We start from the raw sequence: 15,344 nt of genomic DNA on the forward strand, positions 1-15,344 counted from the left end.
TGCCGACGGCGCACATCTGGTGCAGGATGTCGTCGGTCACCAGCGGCACCATGTCGTCCCAGCGCCCCTGCTTGGACAGCCGGTTCAGCTCGTCCTGCAGCTCGCCCCATCCGTGCAGCTCCAGCACCGGGCGGTAGGCGGGGGTGGAGCCGTAGAACGAGATCTGGCGGCGGACGGCCTCGACGTCGCGCTCGTCGAGGGCGACGAACGGCGAGAGCGAGATCTCGAGCTCGGAGGCGCCGTCCGGGCGGTGCGCGGTGACCTCCGGCACGATCACCTCCCGCAGGTAGCGCTCGGTGAGGAACGGGTGCGCGAACAGCCCGTCGGCGACCTGGGCGGTGGTGCGCAGCATGTGCGGTCCGACGGCGGCCAGGAACACCTTCGGCGGGCCGTGCGGGTTCGGCGGCGGGGTGAAGTTCGGCGTCATCAGCGAGTGGTCGTAGAACTCGCCCCGGTGCTCGAGCTTCTCGCCGGTCTCCCAGGCGTGCCAGATCGCGCGCAACGCCGTCACGAACTCGTGCATCCGCGCCGCCGGGCGCGACCAGGGCATCGAGAACCGGCGCGCGATGTGCGGCCGGATCTGGCTGCCCAGGCCGAGTACCAGCCGTCCGCGGGAGAAGCGCTGCAGCTCCCACGCCGGGTAGGCGACGGTCATCGGGGTGCGGGCGAACGCGATCGCCACCGACGGGCCGATCTCCATCCGCTGCGAGTGCTCGGCGGCCAGGGCCAGCGCGGGAAACGGGTCGCCGACGCTGTTCTCGGCGTTCCAGCCGCCGTCGTAGCCGATCTCCTCGCAGGCTCGGACGTCGTCGCCGATGGTGTCCAGGCTGTCGCGCAGCTTCGCGTCGATCTTCACGGCGTGAATCGTCACAGGGGTGAGGTTGCCCTCGCGCCCGGCGCCGGTCAACGAGGCAGGATGGGGGACATGAGCGAGCAGGAGCAGGACCGGTCCTGGGGCTTCCGGACACGGGCCGTGCACGCGGGCGCGGTGCCCGACGCCGCAACCGGGTCGCGCGCGGTGCCGATCTACCAGTCCACGAGCTACGTGTTCAACGACACCCAGGACGCGGCGAGCCTGTTCGCCCTGCAGAAGTACGGGCTGATCTACAGCCGGATCGCGAACCCGACCGTCGCCGTCCTGGAGGAGCGGCTGGCCAGCCTGGACGGCGGCATCGGTGCGGTCGCGACGGCCAGTGGCCAGTCCGCGGAGTTCCTCACCTTCGCCGCGCTGGCCGGGGCCGGCGACCACATCGTGTCCGCGTCCGCGCTCTACGGCGGCACGATCACCCAGCTCGACGTGACGTTGCGCCGCTTCGGCATCGACACCACGTTCGTCCCCGGCACCGACCCGGCCGACTACGCGGCCGCGATCACCGACAAGACCAAGCTGATCTTCGCCGAGGTCGTGTCCAACCCGGGCGGCGAGGTCGCCGACATCGCCGGGCTCGCCGAGGTCGCGCACGCCCGCGGGATCCCGCTGGTCATCGACAACACGCTCGGCACCCCGTACCTGTGCCGCCCGATCGAGCACGGCGCCGACATCGTCGTCCACTCGGTGACGAAGTTCCTCGGCGGGCACGGCACCACGCTCGGCGGCGTCGTCGTCGAGGCCGGGACGTTCGACTGGGGCAACGGCAACTTCCCCGTGATGACCGAGCCGGTGCCGTCCTACGGCGGGCTGAGCTGGTGGGGCAACTTCCAGGAGCTCGGCTTCCTGACCAAGCTGCGCGCCGAGCAGCTGCGCGACGTCGGCGCGACGCTGTCCGCGCACTCGGCGTTCCTGCTCCTGCAGGGCGTGGAGACGCTGCCGCAGCGAATGGACCAGCACGTCGCGAACGCGCAGAAGGTCGCGGAGTGGCTCGAGGCCGACCCGCGGGTCGGCTACGTCCGCTTCGCCGGGCTGCCCTCGCACCCGCACCACGAGCGGGCGCGGACGTACCTGCCGCAGGGGCCCGGCGCGGTGTTCGCGTTCGGGGTCGCCGGCGGTCGGGAGGCCGGCGCGCGGTTCATCGAGTCGGTGCAGCTGTGCAGCCACCTGGCCAACGTCGGCGACGCGCGCACGCTGGTCCTGCACCCGGGCTCGACCACCCACCAGCAGCTGACGCCGTCGCAGCTCGAGGAGGCGGGCGTCCCGGAAGATCTGATCCGGATCAGCGTTGGACTGGAGGACCCGGACGACATCATCTGGGACCTCGACCAGGCACTCACCGCCGCCGCGAAGGACGACCGATGACCGACACCCAGACCGTGCCCGGCCCCACCTGGCAGAACCCGCCCGCCGTCCGCCGCCAGCAGATCCTGCGCGAGACGAGGACAGTCGCCGTGGTCGGGGCGTCCGCGAACGCGGCCCGGGCCAGCAACTTCGTGGCCACCTACCTGCTGGCCTCGACCGGGTTCGACGTCTACTTCGTCAACCCGAACGCGACCGAGATCCTCGGCCGCCCGGTGTACCCCTCGCTGGACGCGTTGCCGGTGGTCCCGGACCTGGTGGACGTGTTCCGCAAGCCGTCGGACCTGGCGTCGGTGCTCGACGCCGTGCTGGAGCTGCGGTCCTCCGACGGCGCGCGCCCGCGGACGTTCTGGCTGCAGTTCGGGCTGTTCGACGAGGCGCTCGCCCGGCGCGCCGAGACCGCCGGCCTGGAGGTCGTGATGGACCGCTGCCTCAAGGTCGAGCACGCCCGCTTCCACGGCGGCCTGCACCTGGCCGGCTTCAACACCGGGGTGATCTCCTCCCGCCGACGGGCGGACTGACGATCGGTCGCTGCGTGCCCGATCGACCACGGTCGGTGACATCATGAGGGCCGTTCGGGCGATAGGCGTTCACTGTGACGGGTCTACATTGACTCGTTGTGAAGTCGAGGCGGCTCGTCCCCGCGCTGGTCACCGCCGTTCTGCTCTGTGCGGGGGCGACGACCGCGACGGCGTCCACGCCGATCCGCGAGGACGCCGCGCTCGACCGGGCGTTGCAACGCTTGGTGACCATGCCGGGCGGGCCTCCCGGCGCGATCGCCGTCGTCCAGCGCGGCCGGCACGAGAAGGTGCACGCGGCCGGGGTCGCCGAGGTCGGTGACCGGCGTCCGCCGAAGGCGACCGACCACATGCACATCGCGAGCACGGCGAAGGCGTTCAGCGGCGGCGTGGCGCTCTCGCTGGTCGAGCGCGGCGTCCTGCGTCTCGACGACACGATCGGCTCGCGCCGGCCCGACGTGCCCCGGCGCTGGCACCGCGTCACGCTGCGACAGCTGCTCAACCACACCAGCGGCGTGCCCGACTTCATCGCCTCGCCGGCCGCACAGGCCGCGGTCGGGGCGTCCCTGGGCACGGCCCCGGCACCGCGCACGCTGCTCGACTTCGTCGCGGGCGAGGACCTGAGGTTCACCCCGGGCAGCCGCTACGAGTACTCGAACTCCGACAACATCGTCGTCGGGTTGTTCGTCGAGGCGGCGACCGGCCGCTCCTACGAGCGTGAGCTGCGGAGCAGGGTCACCGGCCCGCTCGGCCTGCGGGACACGACCCTGCCGGCCGGGCCCGCGCTGCCGAGGCCGTTCCTGCACGGCTACGAGGTCGAGGAAGGGACTCCGCCGGCCGACGTGAGCGAGGTCCTCGCAGGCGGGTGGGCGTGGGCCTCCGGAGGCGTCGTCTCGACCCCGCGTGACCTCAACCGCTTCGTCCGCGGCTACGTCGGGGGCGAGCTGTTCCGTGGGTCGACCCAGCGGGAGCAGGCACGGTTCGTCCCCGGTGGGTCGGAGCCTCCCGGGCCGGGGCGCAACTCCGCCGGTCTGGCCCTGTTCCGCTACGAGACCCCGTGCGGCACGGTCTACGGGCACACCGGCAACACCCTGGGCTACACCCAGTTCGCCGTCGCCGGCCGGGACGGGCAGCGCTCGGCGACGCTGTCGATCACCGCGCAGCGCACCCAGACGAGCACGGGCCGCGACGCCGCGGTGTTCGCGGCCCTGCGCGCCGCCGAGCTCGACGCGGTGTGCGCCGCGATGGCGCGGCACTGACCCCGCTACCGGGAACCGCGCCACGGCGACGGCGGGAGGCCGATCCCTATCCGAGAACCGCCACGGCGACGGCGTAGAGCACCCAGAACAACGGGAACGCGAGCAGCACCAGCAGGCCGATCCCGGCCCGGCCGCGCCGGGCGGGGGCGGTCAGCGCACCGGCGGTGAGCAGGAACGGCACCGCGATCGCCACCGCCCGCAGGCCCCACCCCGCGCCCACGCCGGTCACCAGGGCGAGCACGACCGCGACCACCGCCCACACCGCCGCGGCGCCCAGGCAGCGGGGCAGCAGCGCCTCCCGGCGGCGCCCGGCGGAGATCGGCGGGCGCTCGTGCTCGGGAGCGGCCGGGTACGGCGGCGCCCCGGGCATCGGCGCGTGCGGTGGGAAGCGCTGCGGGTCGAACGAGGAGTAGCCGGGCGCGCCCTGCCAGGAGAACTTCGGCTCGCTCAGGTCGTCCCGGGACGTGCTCCCGCCCGCGGGACGCGCACTCCCCGTGCCGGACGTCCCGCCCGAGCCCATGGGGCGCTCAGCCCGGTCGTCGTCGGCCACGACGACGACCCTAACCACGTCCGGGTCGTCGCGCGCGGAAACGCGGAGCACCCGCCCTGCCGTGGCGGCGAGCGCGGTGCGCCGACCGGCTCGCTCACGAGCGGGAGAGATCGACGGCGATCGCGGACAGGATGTGACCGCATACACCTGGATCGTGAGGCACCGGGCCCGATGCGGGTACCGGCGGACGCGGTGGAGGAGCGAGATGGTGGTCGAGGGACAGCGCCGGGTCGGTGTGGGTGGTGACCGACGAGTCGGTCGCCCGCCAGGTGCTGACCGACCCGCGGATCGCCAAGGACACCGCGCTCGCCCCGCAGAGCTGGCGCGACGGGGGCGACCTGGAGCCGACCGCGGGGCAGCGGCCGTCGCTGACGACCCTGGACGGGCCGGCGCACGCCCGGCTCCGCACGGCACACGCGCCCCTGCTGAGCCGGCGGCGGCTCGCCGCGGACGCCGACCGGATCGCCGCGACGGCGCGTGGGCTGCTGAGGAAGGAGGCCGCCGCCGGCACCGTCGTGGACCTCGCGGCGGACTTCACCACCCGCTACCCCCTCACGGTGATCCTGGATCTGGTGGGCGTCCACAAGGAGCTCCTCGACGACGCCGCCTCGGCCTGCCGGGGGATGGTCAGCAGTGATCCGGCCGCGCGAGGGGCGGCGTTCGACGCGCTCAACGCCGTCACCGCGGGCGCGGTGCACGGCGGGCACGACGGGATCGGGTCGGCCCTGCGCAAGGAGCTGCGCGACGAGTACTCCGACGAGCAGATCGGCTACTTCCTGTTCGGGCTGGTGTTCGCCGGGCAGCTCACCACCGACGCCGCACTGGGCTTCCTGCTCGCCCACGCGCTCGATCCGGGGTTCGGGCTCGCCGACGCGGACCGGGACCGGATCGATGCACTGTGGAGCGGGTGTTGCGGGAACACCCGCCGGCCCCGTTCACGCTGTGGCGCTTCGCCACCACCGAGATCGAGCTGGGCGGCGTCGTCCTCCCGGCCGGAGCGCCGATCCTCGTCGACATCCTCGGCATCGACAACGCGGGCCGGCTCGACGCGCCGGACCTGAGCTTCGGCTACGGCCCGCACTACTGCATCGGCGCGCACCTGGCCCGACTGGAGCTGCGGACCGTGCTGGAGGTGCTGCGCGACGACTTCCCCGGCGCGCGGCTGGTCGGGGGAGTCGAGGACCTGCGCCAGTCCGACCTCGGGCCGGTGCAGGGCAGCCGACCGGTCGCCCTGCCCGTGATCCTGACCGGCTGACCGGCTCAGCGCGCGGTCTTCACCCCGTGCACGGCCGCGTACTCGGAGGCCAGCCACGGCCCGAGGTCGTCGAGCAGCATGGCCCGCACCACCGGGTCCGCGGTGGGCGCGCCGGCCTCCGCCGCGGCCGCCCGCATCTGCCGGGAGCGCTCGGGGTAGTAGCCGCCGAAGAGCTCCGCGGACCGGACGAGATCGCTCGTCCAGCCGCCCCACCACGGCATGACCAGCGTGAGGCCGGTGCGGACGATGCGACGGGCCACGGACCTGTTGAGCGCCTTGAGGTCGCTCTGCGTCGAGGCGTGCGCTGCGCGGACGCGCCAGCGCTCCAGTGCCGTCGACAGGTCCCCGTTGGTCTCCCGGGCGAGGAGCGACGTGGGGCGGTAGCGGGGGAGGTCCCGTGCGAGGTCGTGCCCGATCAGCGGAGTGCAGAGGCAGGCGACGAAGAATCCGAGGTCGTGGCGTTCGAGGTCGCTGAGAAGGGCGCCCTTGCCGGACAGCAGGACTCCCACGCCGTCGATCTGCGGAAAGGCGACGTCGAGTGCGGTCTCGACCGCGGTCGCCTCGGTGCGGTCGGCGTCGGTGGGGTCGTCGTGCAACGCGAGCAGGACGTCGAGATCGGAGACGCCCGGGACGGCGGTCCCCCGCGGGATGCTCCCGTAGAGGTACGCACTGTGCAGTCGAGCACTGCCGAACCACCGGGTGATGTGGGCCCGGGCCGCCTCGACCACCGGGGCGAACTGGGCCGGGACGTGGTCCAGGCTCCCTTCGCGGGCGATCGTCCCGTCGGGGGCGAGTCCTCGGTCGGCCACTGGGTACTCCACCGGTCTTCCGCTCGGGGATCGCGGGCACTATTCGGAGGGGCCGTCGAGCGACTTGGCGAAGAACACCCGGCGATAGCCGTCCTGCTCTCCGCGACGGGTCTCGACGTAGCCCTTGCGGGGGTAGTAGTCGAGGTTCTCGGTCATGGCCTCGTTCGTGTACAGCTCGATCCGACGGTGGCCGCGGGCCCGGGCCACGTCCTCGGCCAGGGTGAGGAGCCGCGCCCCGACTCCCCGTCCCTGGGCGAGCGGGTCGACCGCGACGTTGTCGAGAAGCAGATGGTCGCCGGCGTCGATCAGGACGACGAAGCCGAGTACGCGGTCGTCGTCCTCGGCGACCCACATCGTCCGGTCCTCGACCGTCGCCGCGTAGTCGGCCTCCATCGGCGCCGGCGGACGGCCGATCCGCGCGGTGTAGTGCCGGTAGGCGTCACGGGCCAGGCGCGATGCCGCGTCGATGTCCCGATGCTCCGCGCGCCGTGTCGTGACCATCGACCGACCGTAGCCGCGGATCGGCGGCCACGGGATCAGGCGCCGCGTGCGGGGCCGGGTCCGGCGATGGTGCGCCGGCGGGCGTAGGTGAGCCGGCGGAGAACGGCCTCGGCCGGGCCGCGACGGCCGGTCCGTGCGCTCGCGACCGCCAGCGCCACGGTGAGCAGCCACGTTCCGATACCGACCAACGCGGCTCCCCAGAGCGGCGTCGTCGAGCCGAGGCCGAGCGTCCAGGCCGGGAACAGGGCCACGAACACGACCGACTGGGCGAGATAGCACGACAGCGACCGCTGCCCGGTCGCCCGCATTGCACCGGCCACTCGGCCATGTCCGCGCCCGGGCCTGATCGCGAGCAGCGCGAACAGCGCCGCGTAGCCTGCCGCGCCGCCGTAGCCGCCGAGCGTGTGCACCGAGCTCGACAGCCCGGCGAGCTCCGCGGGCGGGGACCAGGCCCCGACCAGCAGCAGCGCCTGCGGGAGCCCGCCGAGCACCGCCGCCGCCAGGCCCAGGACGGCGGTCCGTACGAGCAGGACACGGTGCTGCTGCGGCTCGTCGAGCAACCGCGCCCGGGCGGCGAGCGCACCGAGTGCGACCGCGCCGGCGACGCCGACGGCCTGCCCGAGCAGACCGGACAGCACCCACTCACCGGCGCGCGCCACGAGTGCCTCCGCCGGCCCGGCGAGGGTGATCGAGACGAACGACCCCTGGGGGCTGCCCGGCACCGGTGGTACCCCGGAGGTCAGCGCCGCGGCCATCGCGAGGCCGCCGATCGCGACCGTGGCCAGCGTCGCCTCCGAGCCGCGCACCAGCACCCCGGCCAGCACGACCGCGAGCAGGCCGTAGGCGCCGACGATCTCGCCGGACCACAGCAGGAGCCCGTGCGCCAGCCCGATCGCGATCATCCATCCGCCGCGGCGGCGGACCAGGGCGACGCCGGAGCCGGCGTCGCGCCGCCGCGCGAGCTGCACGACGCCGTAGCCGAACAGCAATCCGAACAGCGGGTAGGCGCGCCCGTCCACGAGGACCGTCTCGACCAGGACCACCGCCCGGTCCAGCGGGACCAGCTCGCCGGGGACCGCCCCGAACACGTACCGGTGGACGTTGGCCAGCGCGATCAGCAGCAGCATCGCGCCGCGGGCCAGGTCGGGGGCGGGGGCGCGGTCCGCGGCCGGGGTGGCGCCGGGCTCGGCCGCGGTCATGACGCCAGGCTAACCGCGCAGATCGGACACCCCGTCGCGTCCCGGACGCGCGGGTGTGGCGCTGACCACGACTGCGCCCCCGGTGTGCTCCCCGTCGCGGCGGGTGCCGGGCGACCCGACTAGGGTCCGCGTCGTGTCTGCTACCCCCGTTACCGTCACCGTCACCGGAGCCGCTGGCCAGATCGGTTACGCGCTGCTCTTCCGGATCGCCTCCGGGCAGCTGCTGGGGCCCGACACCCCGGTCAAGCTGAACCTCCTGGAGATCCCTCAGGCCGTGAAGGCCGCCGAGGGCACCGCGATGGAGCTCGACGACTGCGCGTTCCCGCTGCTGCGCGGCATCGACATCTTCGACGACGCCGGCGCCGCGTTCTCCGGCGCCAACGTCGCGCTGCTGGTCGGCGCCCGTCCCCGTACCAAGGGGATGGAGCGCGGTGACCTGCTCGAGGCCAACGGCGGCATCTTCGGCCCGCAGGGCAAGGCCATCAACGACGGCGCCGCGGACGACATCCGCGTCCTGGCCGTCGGCAACCCGGCCAACACCAACGCCCTGATCGCCCAGGCCGCCGCCCCGGACGTCCCGGCCGAGCGCTTCACCGCCATGACCCGCCTGGACCACAACCGGGCCCTGGCCCAGCTCGCGAAGAAGCTCGACGTGTCGCTGGCCGACATCAAGAAGCTCACGATCTGGGGCAACCACTCCGCGACCCAGTACCCGGACCTGTTCCACGCCGAGGTCAACGGCAAGGTCGCCGCCGAGCAGGTCGACCAGGCCTGGCTCAAGGACGACTTCATCCCGACCGTCGCCAAGCGCGGCGCCGCGATCATCGAGGCCCGTGGCGCGTCCTCGGCCGCCTCCGCCGCGAACGCCGCCATCGACCATGTCTTCGACTGGGTCAACGGCACCCCCGACGGTGACTGGACCTCGGCCGCGATCCCGTCCGACGGGTCCTACGGCGTGGCCGAGGGGATCATCTCCTCGTTCCCGGTCACCTCGAAGAACGGCAAGTGGGAGATCGTTCAGGGCCTGGAGATCGACTCCTTCTCCCGCGAGCGGATCGACGCCAGCGTCGCCGAGCTCACCGAGGAGCGCGAGGCCGTGCAGAAGCTGGGCCTTCTCTGACCTGAGCAGTTCGTCGATGGGCTCCTCCCGCGTAGGGAGGGGCCCATCGGTCTGTGTGCTCCCGGGCCGTCGGCGACGCCTCGACCCCGGTGAGTGTCCCTGCAGGCACCGGGCAGGGTTCAGCGAACGGGCGCGCCGATGCCGTCCAGGTTGGCGATGCGCACACCGGTGCCGACACCGACAGCCGGAGCGGGTGGTTCGGGGCATCGCGGACCCGGGACGTCGATGATCGCCGCGGGTTGCCGGCGGGGTGTCCGGGCGGGGTCGATCCAGGCCGGCGGCACGAACTCCGGTAGTCCGTCGCGGATGCGGACGGTCCAACCCGGGTGGTGGATCAGCCGGTGGTGCTGTCGACACAGCATCACCAGGTTGTCGATCTTGGTGTGGCCGAGGTCTTCCCACGGAATGATGTGGTGGACCTCGCACCACGACGGTGGCCGGTCGCATCCGGGATGGGCGCACCCGCGGTCGCGGGCGACCACGGCGCGGCGGAGTCCGTCGGGGATCGAGCGGGTGACGCGTCCGACGTCGAGGGGTTGTCCTTCGCCGTTGAGGACGATGGGGAGGACGGCGGCGTCGCAGGCGAGCAGCCGCAGGGTCTCCGGTGAGGTCTGGCCGCCGAAGTCGAGCATCCCGTTTCGGGCGCGGGCTTCCAGGTCCTCGAGTCGGATGATGACCGAGATCTGCGGGCGCCGCCCGCCGGTCTCGGGAACCAGCGAGGTCGGGCCGTGGGACAGGGCGTACCCGCACACCTCGGCCAGGGCTTCGGCCTGGCGTTGGGCGGGTTCGCGGGTCTCGTCGGCCGAGGTCGGCTTGGATTTGGCGTCGATGACGGTGGCGATGGTGTCGAACATGGCGGCGTCGTCGAACCGTCCGGTGATCTTTCCGCCGGGCCGGTTGCGGTGGCGCACCAACCGCAGCTCGTTGACCTCGGGCTCGGGGTGATCGTCGTCGGGTGCGGGGCCGTCCTGGTCGAGCTTGTCGACGAGTTCGGTGCCCCACGTCTGCAACTCGGTGGGCGTGTAGTCGGAGGCCTTGGCGGCCAGTTCGGCCTCGGCGGCGGCCCAGACGGCCGGCGCGAGACGATCCGCGGCGCGGGACCCCAGCACCTTCGCGACGACCTCGACATGCCGGAGGCTGGTGCGTCCGGAGTCGAACACCTCGCTGGTGGCGGGCAGCCGGGGCGGCAACTGCGTGCCGTCCAGGGCGGTCTTCCCGACCACGTTCTCCGCAGCGGTGGTGTGGCGGCGCGCCTCGTGTCGTTCCCAGCCCAATAGGTCGGCGAGGGCGGCGGTGCTGGTCTTGTAGCCACGCGAGGTGAACACGTCGCGGCGTTCGGCGGCGGCCAGGACGCCGACCGAGAGGTGATCGAGGCGCCGCCGCGCGGCCTCGCAGGCGATCAGCACGGAGATCTGCTCGGTGTCGCCGGCCCCGACAACCACCGCGCGCAGCTGTTCGACGGCCTCGATGAGGCGGTCGTGCGCGGCGGCGATCCGGGCGTCGGGCATGGCGCCATCGTACTCGAACAAATGTTCGCATAATGGTCTGTCGTCGCAGGTCAGCGACCACTCGGCGCAGAGGGTGTCAGCTCCTCTCGGTGTTCGTATGCGGCAACGGCGAGAGAGGCTCCTGTTCGGCCCTCGCGGGGCCGACCCCGTGCTGGGCGCCCGTCGTGCCCCGTCCGCTGCGTGCTTGCCGGCGTTCCGGCTGAGCCGTCGAGCAGGGCCGGCGACGACGCCGAACGGCTCCTCCCCGATCTGGGGGGACCCGTTCGGCGAGGCCGGGCTCAGGGAGAGCGAGGCTCAGGAGACGGCGACCGGCTCCGGCTCCGGAGCGGGAGCGCTCCCGCGCAGCGGGACCTCCCGGATCGCCCATGCCGCCGCGACGGCGATCAGGGCGACCAGCGCCGCCCAGAGGAAGGCGGTCGTCACACCAGATGTGACGGCGGCCTGGTAGGCGTCGCGCACCGCCGCCGGCAGGGATCCCAGCATCGCCGGGGTGATCTGCCCGCCTGCGACCGAGGCCCCCTGCGCCGTACCGAGCTGCTCGGACAGCGTGCCGGTCAGGCCGTTCGCGTAGAGCACGCCCAGCAGGGAGACGCCCAGCGAGCCGCCGACCGTCCGGAACAGCGTCGACGCGCCGCTCGCGGCACCGACGTCACGCTGGTCGACGCTGTTCTGCACGACCAGGTTCGTCGTCTGCATGACCAGACCCATACCGACGCCGAGGACCACCATGAACACCGACGCGCTCAGATGTCCGGTCCCGACGCCCATCGTGGAGAACAGGCCCAGTCCAGCCGCCATCAGCACCGCGCCGACCACCAGCATCCAGCGGTAGCGCCCGGTCCGGCTGATGTACTGCCCGCCGATCAGCGACGTGGTGAGCATGCCCGCCATCAGCGGCAGCAGCAGGAGGCCGCTGTCGGTGGCCGATGCGCCCTGGACGTTCTGCTGGAACTGCGGCAGGAACGTCACCGCACCGAACATCGCGAAGCCGGTCAGGAACGTCAGTACGATCGCGGCCGAGAAGTTCGGGCGGCGGAACAGCTCCAGCGACAGGATCGGCTCGGAGACCCGGCGCTCCACCCGCACGAACAGCGCGCCGGCGACGACGGTCAGCACTCCGAGGCCGATGATCTGCCACGAGCCCCAGGCGTACTCCGAGCCGCCCCACGAGGTGAACAACGTCAGCGCCGCGATGGCCGTGGCCAGCAGGCCCGCGCCCGTCCAGTCGATCTTCGCGTCACGACGGACGACCGGCAGGTTCATCGTGAACCAGACGACGACCAGGGCCAGCACGCCCAGCGGGATGTTGATGTAGAACGCCCAGCGCCAGCTCAGGTTGTCGGTGAGGAACCCGCCGATCAGCGGCCCGCCGATGAACGCCAGCGGCATCACCGCGGCCATCAGGCCCTGGTAGCGGCCGCGCTCCCGTGGCGGGACCAGGTCGGCGATGATCGCGATCGCGCCGACCATCAGGCCACCGGCGCCGATGCCCTGCACGGCCCGGAACGCGATCAGCTCGGTCATGTTCTGCGCCAGGCCGGACAGCGCCGAGCCGGCCAGGAACGCCACGATCGACGTCATGAACACGCCCTTGCGGCCGTAGAGGTCGCCCAGCTTGGCCCACACCGGCGTCGACATCGCGGTGGCCAGCGCGTACGCGGTGACGACCCAGGACAGGTGCTCGAGCCCGCCCAGCTCGCCGACGATCGTGGGCATCGCGGTGCCGACGATCGTGTTGTCCAGCATCGCCAGCAGCATGGCGATCATCAGCCCGCTCATCACGGTGTAGATCTCGCGGCGGCTGCGCGGGGCGGGCGGATCGGTCGCCCCGGCCTCCGGCGTCAGCACGGACGCCCCTGCCGGCGCGGCCCCCGCGCCGCCTGTGTTCTCGCTCATCCCGGCCTCCCGTTCGCTGGCCTGCTTGTCGGCCGGCTAGTAACTTACTGGTCGACAGGCTAGCACTGACTGGCCGACCGGCAAGTACGATGTGGGACACACAGGAGGCGAGGACATCGTGAGCAGAGCAGGCACCGACGAGCGCCGGACCGACACGCGCGAGCAGATCCGCGACGTCGCGCTGGAGCTGTTCGCCGAGCAGGGGTACGAGAGGACGTCGTTGCGCGAGATCGCGGAGCGGCTCGGGGTCACCAAGGCGGCCGTCTACTACCACTACCGCACCAAGGAGGAGATCCTGGAGAGCCTGTTCTCGGACCTCTTCCACGGCATCGACGAGATCGTCGGGTGGGGGAGCGCGCAGCCGCCCGGCCCGGAGACCCGCCGCGGTGTGCTGGAGCGCTACAGCGCCCTGCTCAGCGGGCCGGGGAGCCGGTTCGACCGCACGGTCCGGTTCCTGCAGGAGGGCCAGAACTCGATCAAGGAGCTACCCGTGGGCGCGGAGATGAAGGCGAGGTTCCACGCGCTCTCGGAGCTCCTGGCCGACCCGGAGGCGTCGGTGGCCGAGCAGCTGCGCCGCAGGCTCGCACTGATGGCCCTGCACCTGGGCGCGTTCGCCACCGACCAGCTCGGCGGGGACGCCGACGAGCGCCGCGAAGCGGCCCTGGAGGTCGCCCGCGAGCTGGTCTGAGCCGGCCGGCTGACGTGAGGGGGTCTGTCAGGCGTCGATCTGCGCGATCGCGAACGCCTCGCCGGGGACGGTGAAGCTGTCCTCGCGGCTCTGCGTCGGCTCGGACGCGAGCAGGATCCGGGTGATCACCGCGCCGAGGGAGAGCGTCACCGGCTCGGTGCCGAGGTTGACCACCACACGGATCCGGCCGCGGTTGACCACCAGCGTGCGGGCCTGCTCGTGCACGTCCACGCCGATCGAGTCCAGCCACGGGTCCGACAGCTCCGGCCACGTCTTGCGCAGCTTGATCAGTTCCTGGTGCATCCGCAGCAGCGTGGTGTGCGGTTCCTGCTCCGGCTCGGCCCAGTCGAGCTTCGAGTCGAGGAACGTGTTCTCCGCGTTCGGGTCCGGGACCTCGGTGTCGCCTGCGGTGGCCGCCCAGCCGTGGTCGGCGAACTCCGCGGTGCGCCCGGTGCGGACGGCCTCGCGCAGCTTCGGGTCCCCGAAGCTGGAGAAGAACTGCCAGGGGGTGCGGGCGCCCCACTCCTCACCCATGAACAGCATCGGGGTGAAGCCGGAGGTGAACAGCAGCGCCGCGCCGCAGGCCATCAGGCCCGGCGACAGGGTCTCGGTGAGCCGGTCGCCGGTGGCGCGGTTACCGATCTGGTCGTGGTTCTGCAGGTAGGTCACGAACCGGCTGCCCGGGATCGTGCCGGTGTCGACCGGGGCGCCGTGGCTGCGCATCCGGAACGTCGAGAAGGTGCCCTCGTGCAGGAACCCGCGGGTCAGGGCCTGCGCCAGCCCGTTCAGGCCGGCCTCGGCGAAGTCGGTGTAGTAGCCCTGCGACTCGCCGGTGAGCACCGCGTGCAGGCAGTGGTGGATGTCGTCGGCCCACTGCGCGTCCAGGCCGTAGCCGCCGCCCTCGCGGGCGGTGATCAGCCGTGGGTCGTTGAGGTCGGACTCGGCGATCAGCGACAGCGGACGGCCGGTGTGGGCTTCGAGGGCCGTCACCTCGACGGCCAGCTGCTCCAGGACATGCTGGGCGCGGGTGTCGCGCAGCGCGTGCACGGCGTCGATCCGCAGCCCGTCGACGTGGAAGTCGCGCAGCCACATCAGGGCGTTGTCGATGACGAAGCGGCGGACCTCGTCGGAGTGCGGGCCGTCCAGGTTCAGCGACGGGCCCCAGATGTTGCGCCCGGCGAAGTAGGGACCGAACCGGTCCAGGTAGGCCCCCGACGGGCCGAGGTGGTTGTAGACGACGTCGAGGACGACGCCGATCCCGCGCGCGTGGGCGGCGTCGACGAACCGCTTGAACGCATCCGGGCCGCCGTAGTTCTCCGTGACCGCGTACCAGCCGACCCCGTCGTAGCCCCAGTTGCGGGGGCCGTCCACGGCGTTCACCGGGAGCACCTCGACCAGGTCGATGCCGAGCGCGACCAGGTGGTCGAGGCGCCCGATCGCCGAGTCGAACGTGCCCTCGTCGGTGAAGGTGCCGATGTGGCACTCGTAGAGCACCGCGCCGGCCAGCGCGCGGCCGGTCCAGCGGTCGTCGGTCCACCAGAACGCGTCCTGCTCGTAGCGCCGCGACGGCCCGTGCACTCCCTCGGGCTGCCACAGCGAGCGGGGGTCGGGCAGCGGTTGCGACGCCGCCCCGCCGGACCCGTCGTCGTCGACCAGGAACGCGTACGTCGTCCCCGGGCCGTTGTCCTCGATCTCGGCGCGCCACCAGCCGTCGGAGCCCCGTTCGAGCGGGTAACGGTCGCCGTCGACGAGTGCGGCGACCCGCCGCCGGTCGGGAGCCCACACGGAGTACTCGGTCACGAGGGACATCC

Annotated in this window: 15 protein-coding genes; 7 read left to right on the forward strand and 8 right to left on the reverse strand. The window is 72.6% G+C overall.

The features are described 5' to 3' along the window. Positions 1–856: TIGR03617 family F420-dependent LLM class oxidoreductase (locus I4I78_RS09560; protein WP_218610890.1), on the reverse strand; the 856-nt coding region annotated here is incomplete at its 3' end. A gap of 69 nt (positions 857–925) precedes the next feature. Between I4I78_RS09560 and I4I78_RS09565 the strand changes: the two genes are divergently transcribed. The 3 genes from I4I78_RS09565 (at position 926) to I4I78_RS09575 (ending at position 4,007) form a co-directional block, all read left to right on the forward strand. Further along, complete coding sequence (locus tag I4I78_RS09565; RefSeq protein ID WP_374225857.1) at positions 926–2,233, forward strand: O-acetylhomoserine aminocarboxypropyltransferase/cysteine synthase family protein; 1,308 nt, start codon at positions 926–928, stop codon at positions 2,231–2,233. Next, positions 2,230–2,751, forward strand: a complete 522-nt coding sequence (locus I4I78_RS09570) for a CoA-binding protein (protein ID WP_218610892.1) — start codon at positions 2,230–2,232, stop codon at positions 2,749–2,751. Before I4I78_RS09565 ends, I4I78_RS09570 begins: the two co-directional genes overlap by 4 nt. A gap of 98 nt (positions 2,752–2,849) precedes the next feature. After that, positions 2,850–4,007 carry a serine hydrolase gene (locus tag I4I78_RS09575; RefSeq protein ID WP_218610893.1) on the forward strand — a complete coding sequence of 386 codons (1,158 nt, stop codon included), beginning with the start codon at positions 2,850–2,852 and terminating at the stop codon, positions 4,005–4,007. Positions 4,008–4,053: 46 nt separating this feature from the next. Here I4I78_RS09575 and I4I78_RS09580 read toward each other — a convergent pair whose 3' ends face one another. Next, positions 4,054–4,557, reverse strand: a complete 504-nt coding sequence (locus tag I4I78_RS09580) for a hypothetical protein (RefSeq protein ID WP_218610894.1) — start codon at positions 4,555–4,557, stop codon at positions 4,054–4,056. Between the two features lie 242 nt (positions 4,558–4,799). Here I4I78_RS09580 and I4I78_RS09585 point away from each other — a divergent pair, with 242 nt between their 5' ends. Both I4I78_RS09585 and I4I78_RS33395 read left to right on the forward strand, forming a co-directional pair. Continuing rightward, on the forward strand, positions 4,800–5,618 hold the full coding sequence (locus I4I78_RS09585) for a cytochrome P450 (protein ID WP_218610895.1): 819 nt from the start codon (positions 4,800–4,802) through the stop codon (positions 5,616–5,618). Between the two features lie 62 nt (positions 5,619–5,680). Continuing rightward, positions 5,681–5,812, forward strand: coding sequence for a hypothetical protein (locus tag I4I78_RS33395; RefSeq protein ID WP_255567099.1), 132 nt, complete (start codon positions 5,681–5,683; stop codon positions 5,810–5,812). A 5-nt stretch (positions 5,813–5,817) separates the two neighbouring features. On the opposite strand, the gene I4I78_RS09590 is transcribed toward I4I78_RS33395, so the two are convergent. Genes I4I78_RS09590 through I4I78_RS09600 form a run of 3 tightly spaced genes read right to left on the reverse strand, consistent with a single transcriptional unit; the run spans position 5,818 to position 8,321 of the window. Continuing rightward, the gene (locus I4I78_RS09590; RefSeq protein ID WP_218610896.1) at positions 5,818–6,621 is read right to left on the reverse strand and encodes a nucleotidyltransferase; all 804 of its coding nucleotides are present in this window, start codon (positions 6,619–6,621) and stop codon (positions 5,818–5,820) included. A 39-nt stretch (positions 6,622–6,660) separates the two neighbouring features. Then, on the reverse strand, positions 6,661–7,122 hold the full coding sequence (locus I4I78_RS09595) for a GNAT family N-acetyltransferase (RefSeq protein ID WP_218610897.1): 462 nt from the start codon (positions 7,120–7,122) through the stop codon (positions 6,661–6,663). A 35-nt stretch (positions 7,123–7,157) separates the two neighbouring features. Beyond that, positions 7,158–8,321 (reverse strand): DUF418 domain-containing protein, encoded by a 1,164-nt coding sequence (locus I4I78_RS09600; RefSeq protein ID WP_218610898.1) that lies wholly within the window; start codon positions 8,319–8,321, stop codon positions 7,158–7,160. Between the two features lie 133 nt (positions 8,322–8,454). Between I4I78_RS09600 and I4I78_RS09605 the strand changes: the two genes are divergently transcribed. Continuing rightward, positions 8,455–9,441: a malate dehydrogenase gene (locus I4I78_RS09605; protein ID WP_218610899.1), complete on the forward strand. Its 987-nt coding sequence runs from the start codon at positions 8,455–8,457 to the stop codon at positions 9,439–9,441. Between the two features lie 119 nt (positions 9,442–9,560). On the opposite strand, the gene I4I78_RS09610 is transcribed toward I4I78_RS09605, so the two are convergent. Next, positions 9,561–10,949, reverse strand: a complete 1,389-nt coding sequence (locus I4I78_RS09610) for an HNH endonuclease signature motif containing protein (RefSeq protein WP_218610900.1) — start codon at positions 10,947–10,949, stop codon at positions 9,561–9,563. Positions 10,950–11,243: 294 nt separating this feature from the next. Further along, positions 11,244–12,845: an MDR family MFS transporter gene (locus tag I4I78_RS09615; protein ID WP_218610901.1), complete on the reverse strand. Its 1,602-nt coding sequence runs from the start codon at positions 12,843–12,845 to the stop codon at positions 11,244–11,246. A 118-nt stretch (positions 12,846–12,963) separates the two neighbouring features. On the opposite strand from I4I78_RS09615, the gene I4I78_RS09620 reads away from it, so the two are divergent. Next, positions 12,964–13,533 carry a TetR/AcrR family transcriptional regulator gene (locus I4I78_RS09620; protein WP_218610902.1) on the forward strand — a complete coding sequence of 190 codons (570 nt, stop codon included), beginning with the start codon at positions 12,964–12,966 and terminating at the stop codon, positions 13,531–13,533. Between the two features lie 27 nt (positions 13,534–13,560). Here the strand turns inward: I4I78_RS09620 and treZ are convergent, their stop codons facing one another. After that, positions 13,561–15,333 (reverse strand): malto-oligosyltrehalose trehalohydrolase, encoded by a 1,773-nt coding sequence (gene treZ, locus I4I78_RS09625; RefSeq protein ID WP_308251993.1) that lies wholly within the window; start codon positions 15,331–15,333, stop codon positions 13,561–13,563. Positions 15,334–15,344: the final 11 nt, after the last annotated feature.

Source organism: Pseudonocardia sp. KRD291 (assembly GCF_019263595.1).
Lineage (GTDB): Bacteria > Actinomycetota > Actinomycetes > Mycobacteriales > Pseudonocardiaceae > Pseudonocardia.

What these genes read in the sequence shown, in the direction of transcription:
- I4I78_RS09565 (WP_374225857.1), top strand. Translation starts at nt 926, where the DNA reads ATGAGCGAGCAGGAGCAGGACCGGTCCTGGGGCTTCCGGACACGGGCC.
- I4I78_RS09570 (WP_218610892.1), top strand. Translation starts at nt 2,230, where the DNA reads ATGACCGACACCCAGACCGTGCCCGGCCCCACCTGGCAGAACCCGCCC.
- I4I78_RS09595 (WP_218610897.1), bottom strand. Translation starts at nt 7,122, where the DNA reads ATGGTCACGACACGGCGCGCGGAGCATCGGGACATCGACGCGGCATCG.
- I4I78_RS09600 (WP_218610898.1), bottom strand. Translation starts at nt 8,321, where the DNA reads ATGACCGCGGCCGAGCCCGGCGCCACCCCGGCCGCGGACCGCGCCCCC.
- I4I78_RS09610 (WP_218610900.1), bottom strand. Translation starts at nt 10,949, where the DNA reads ATGCCCGACGCCCGGATCGCCGCCGCGCACGACCGCCTCATCGAGGCC.
- I4I78_RS09615 (WP_218610901.1), bottom strand. Translation starts at nt 12,845, where the DNA reads ATGAGCGAGAACACAGGCGGCGCGGGGGCCGCGCCGGCAGGGGCGTCC.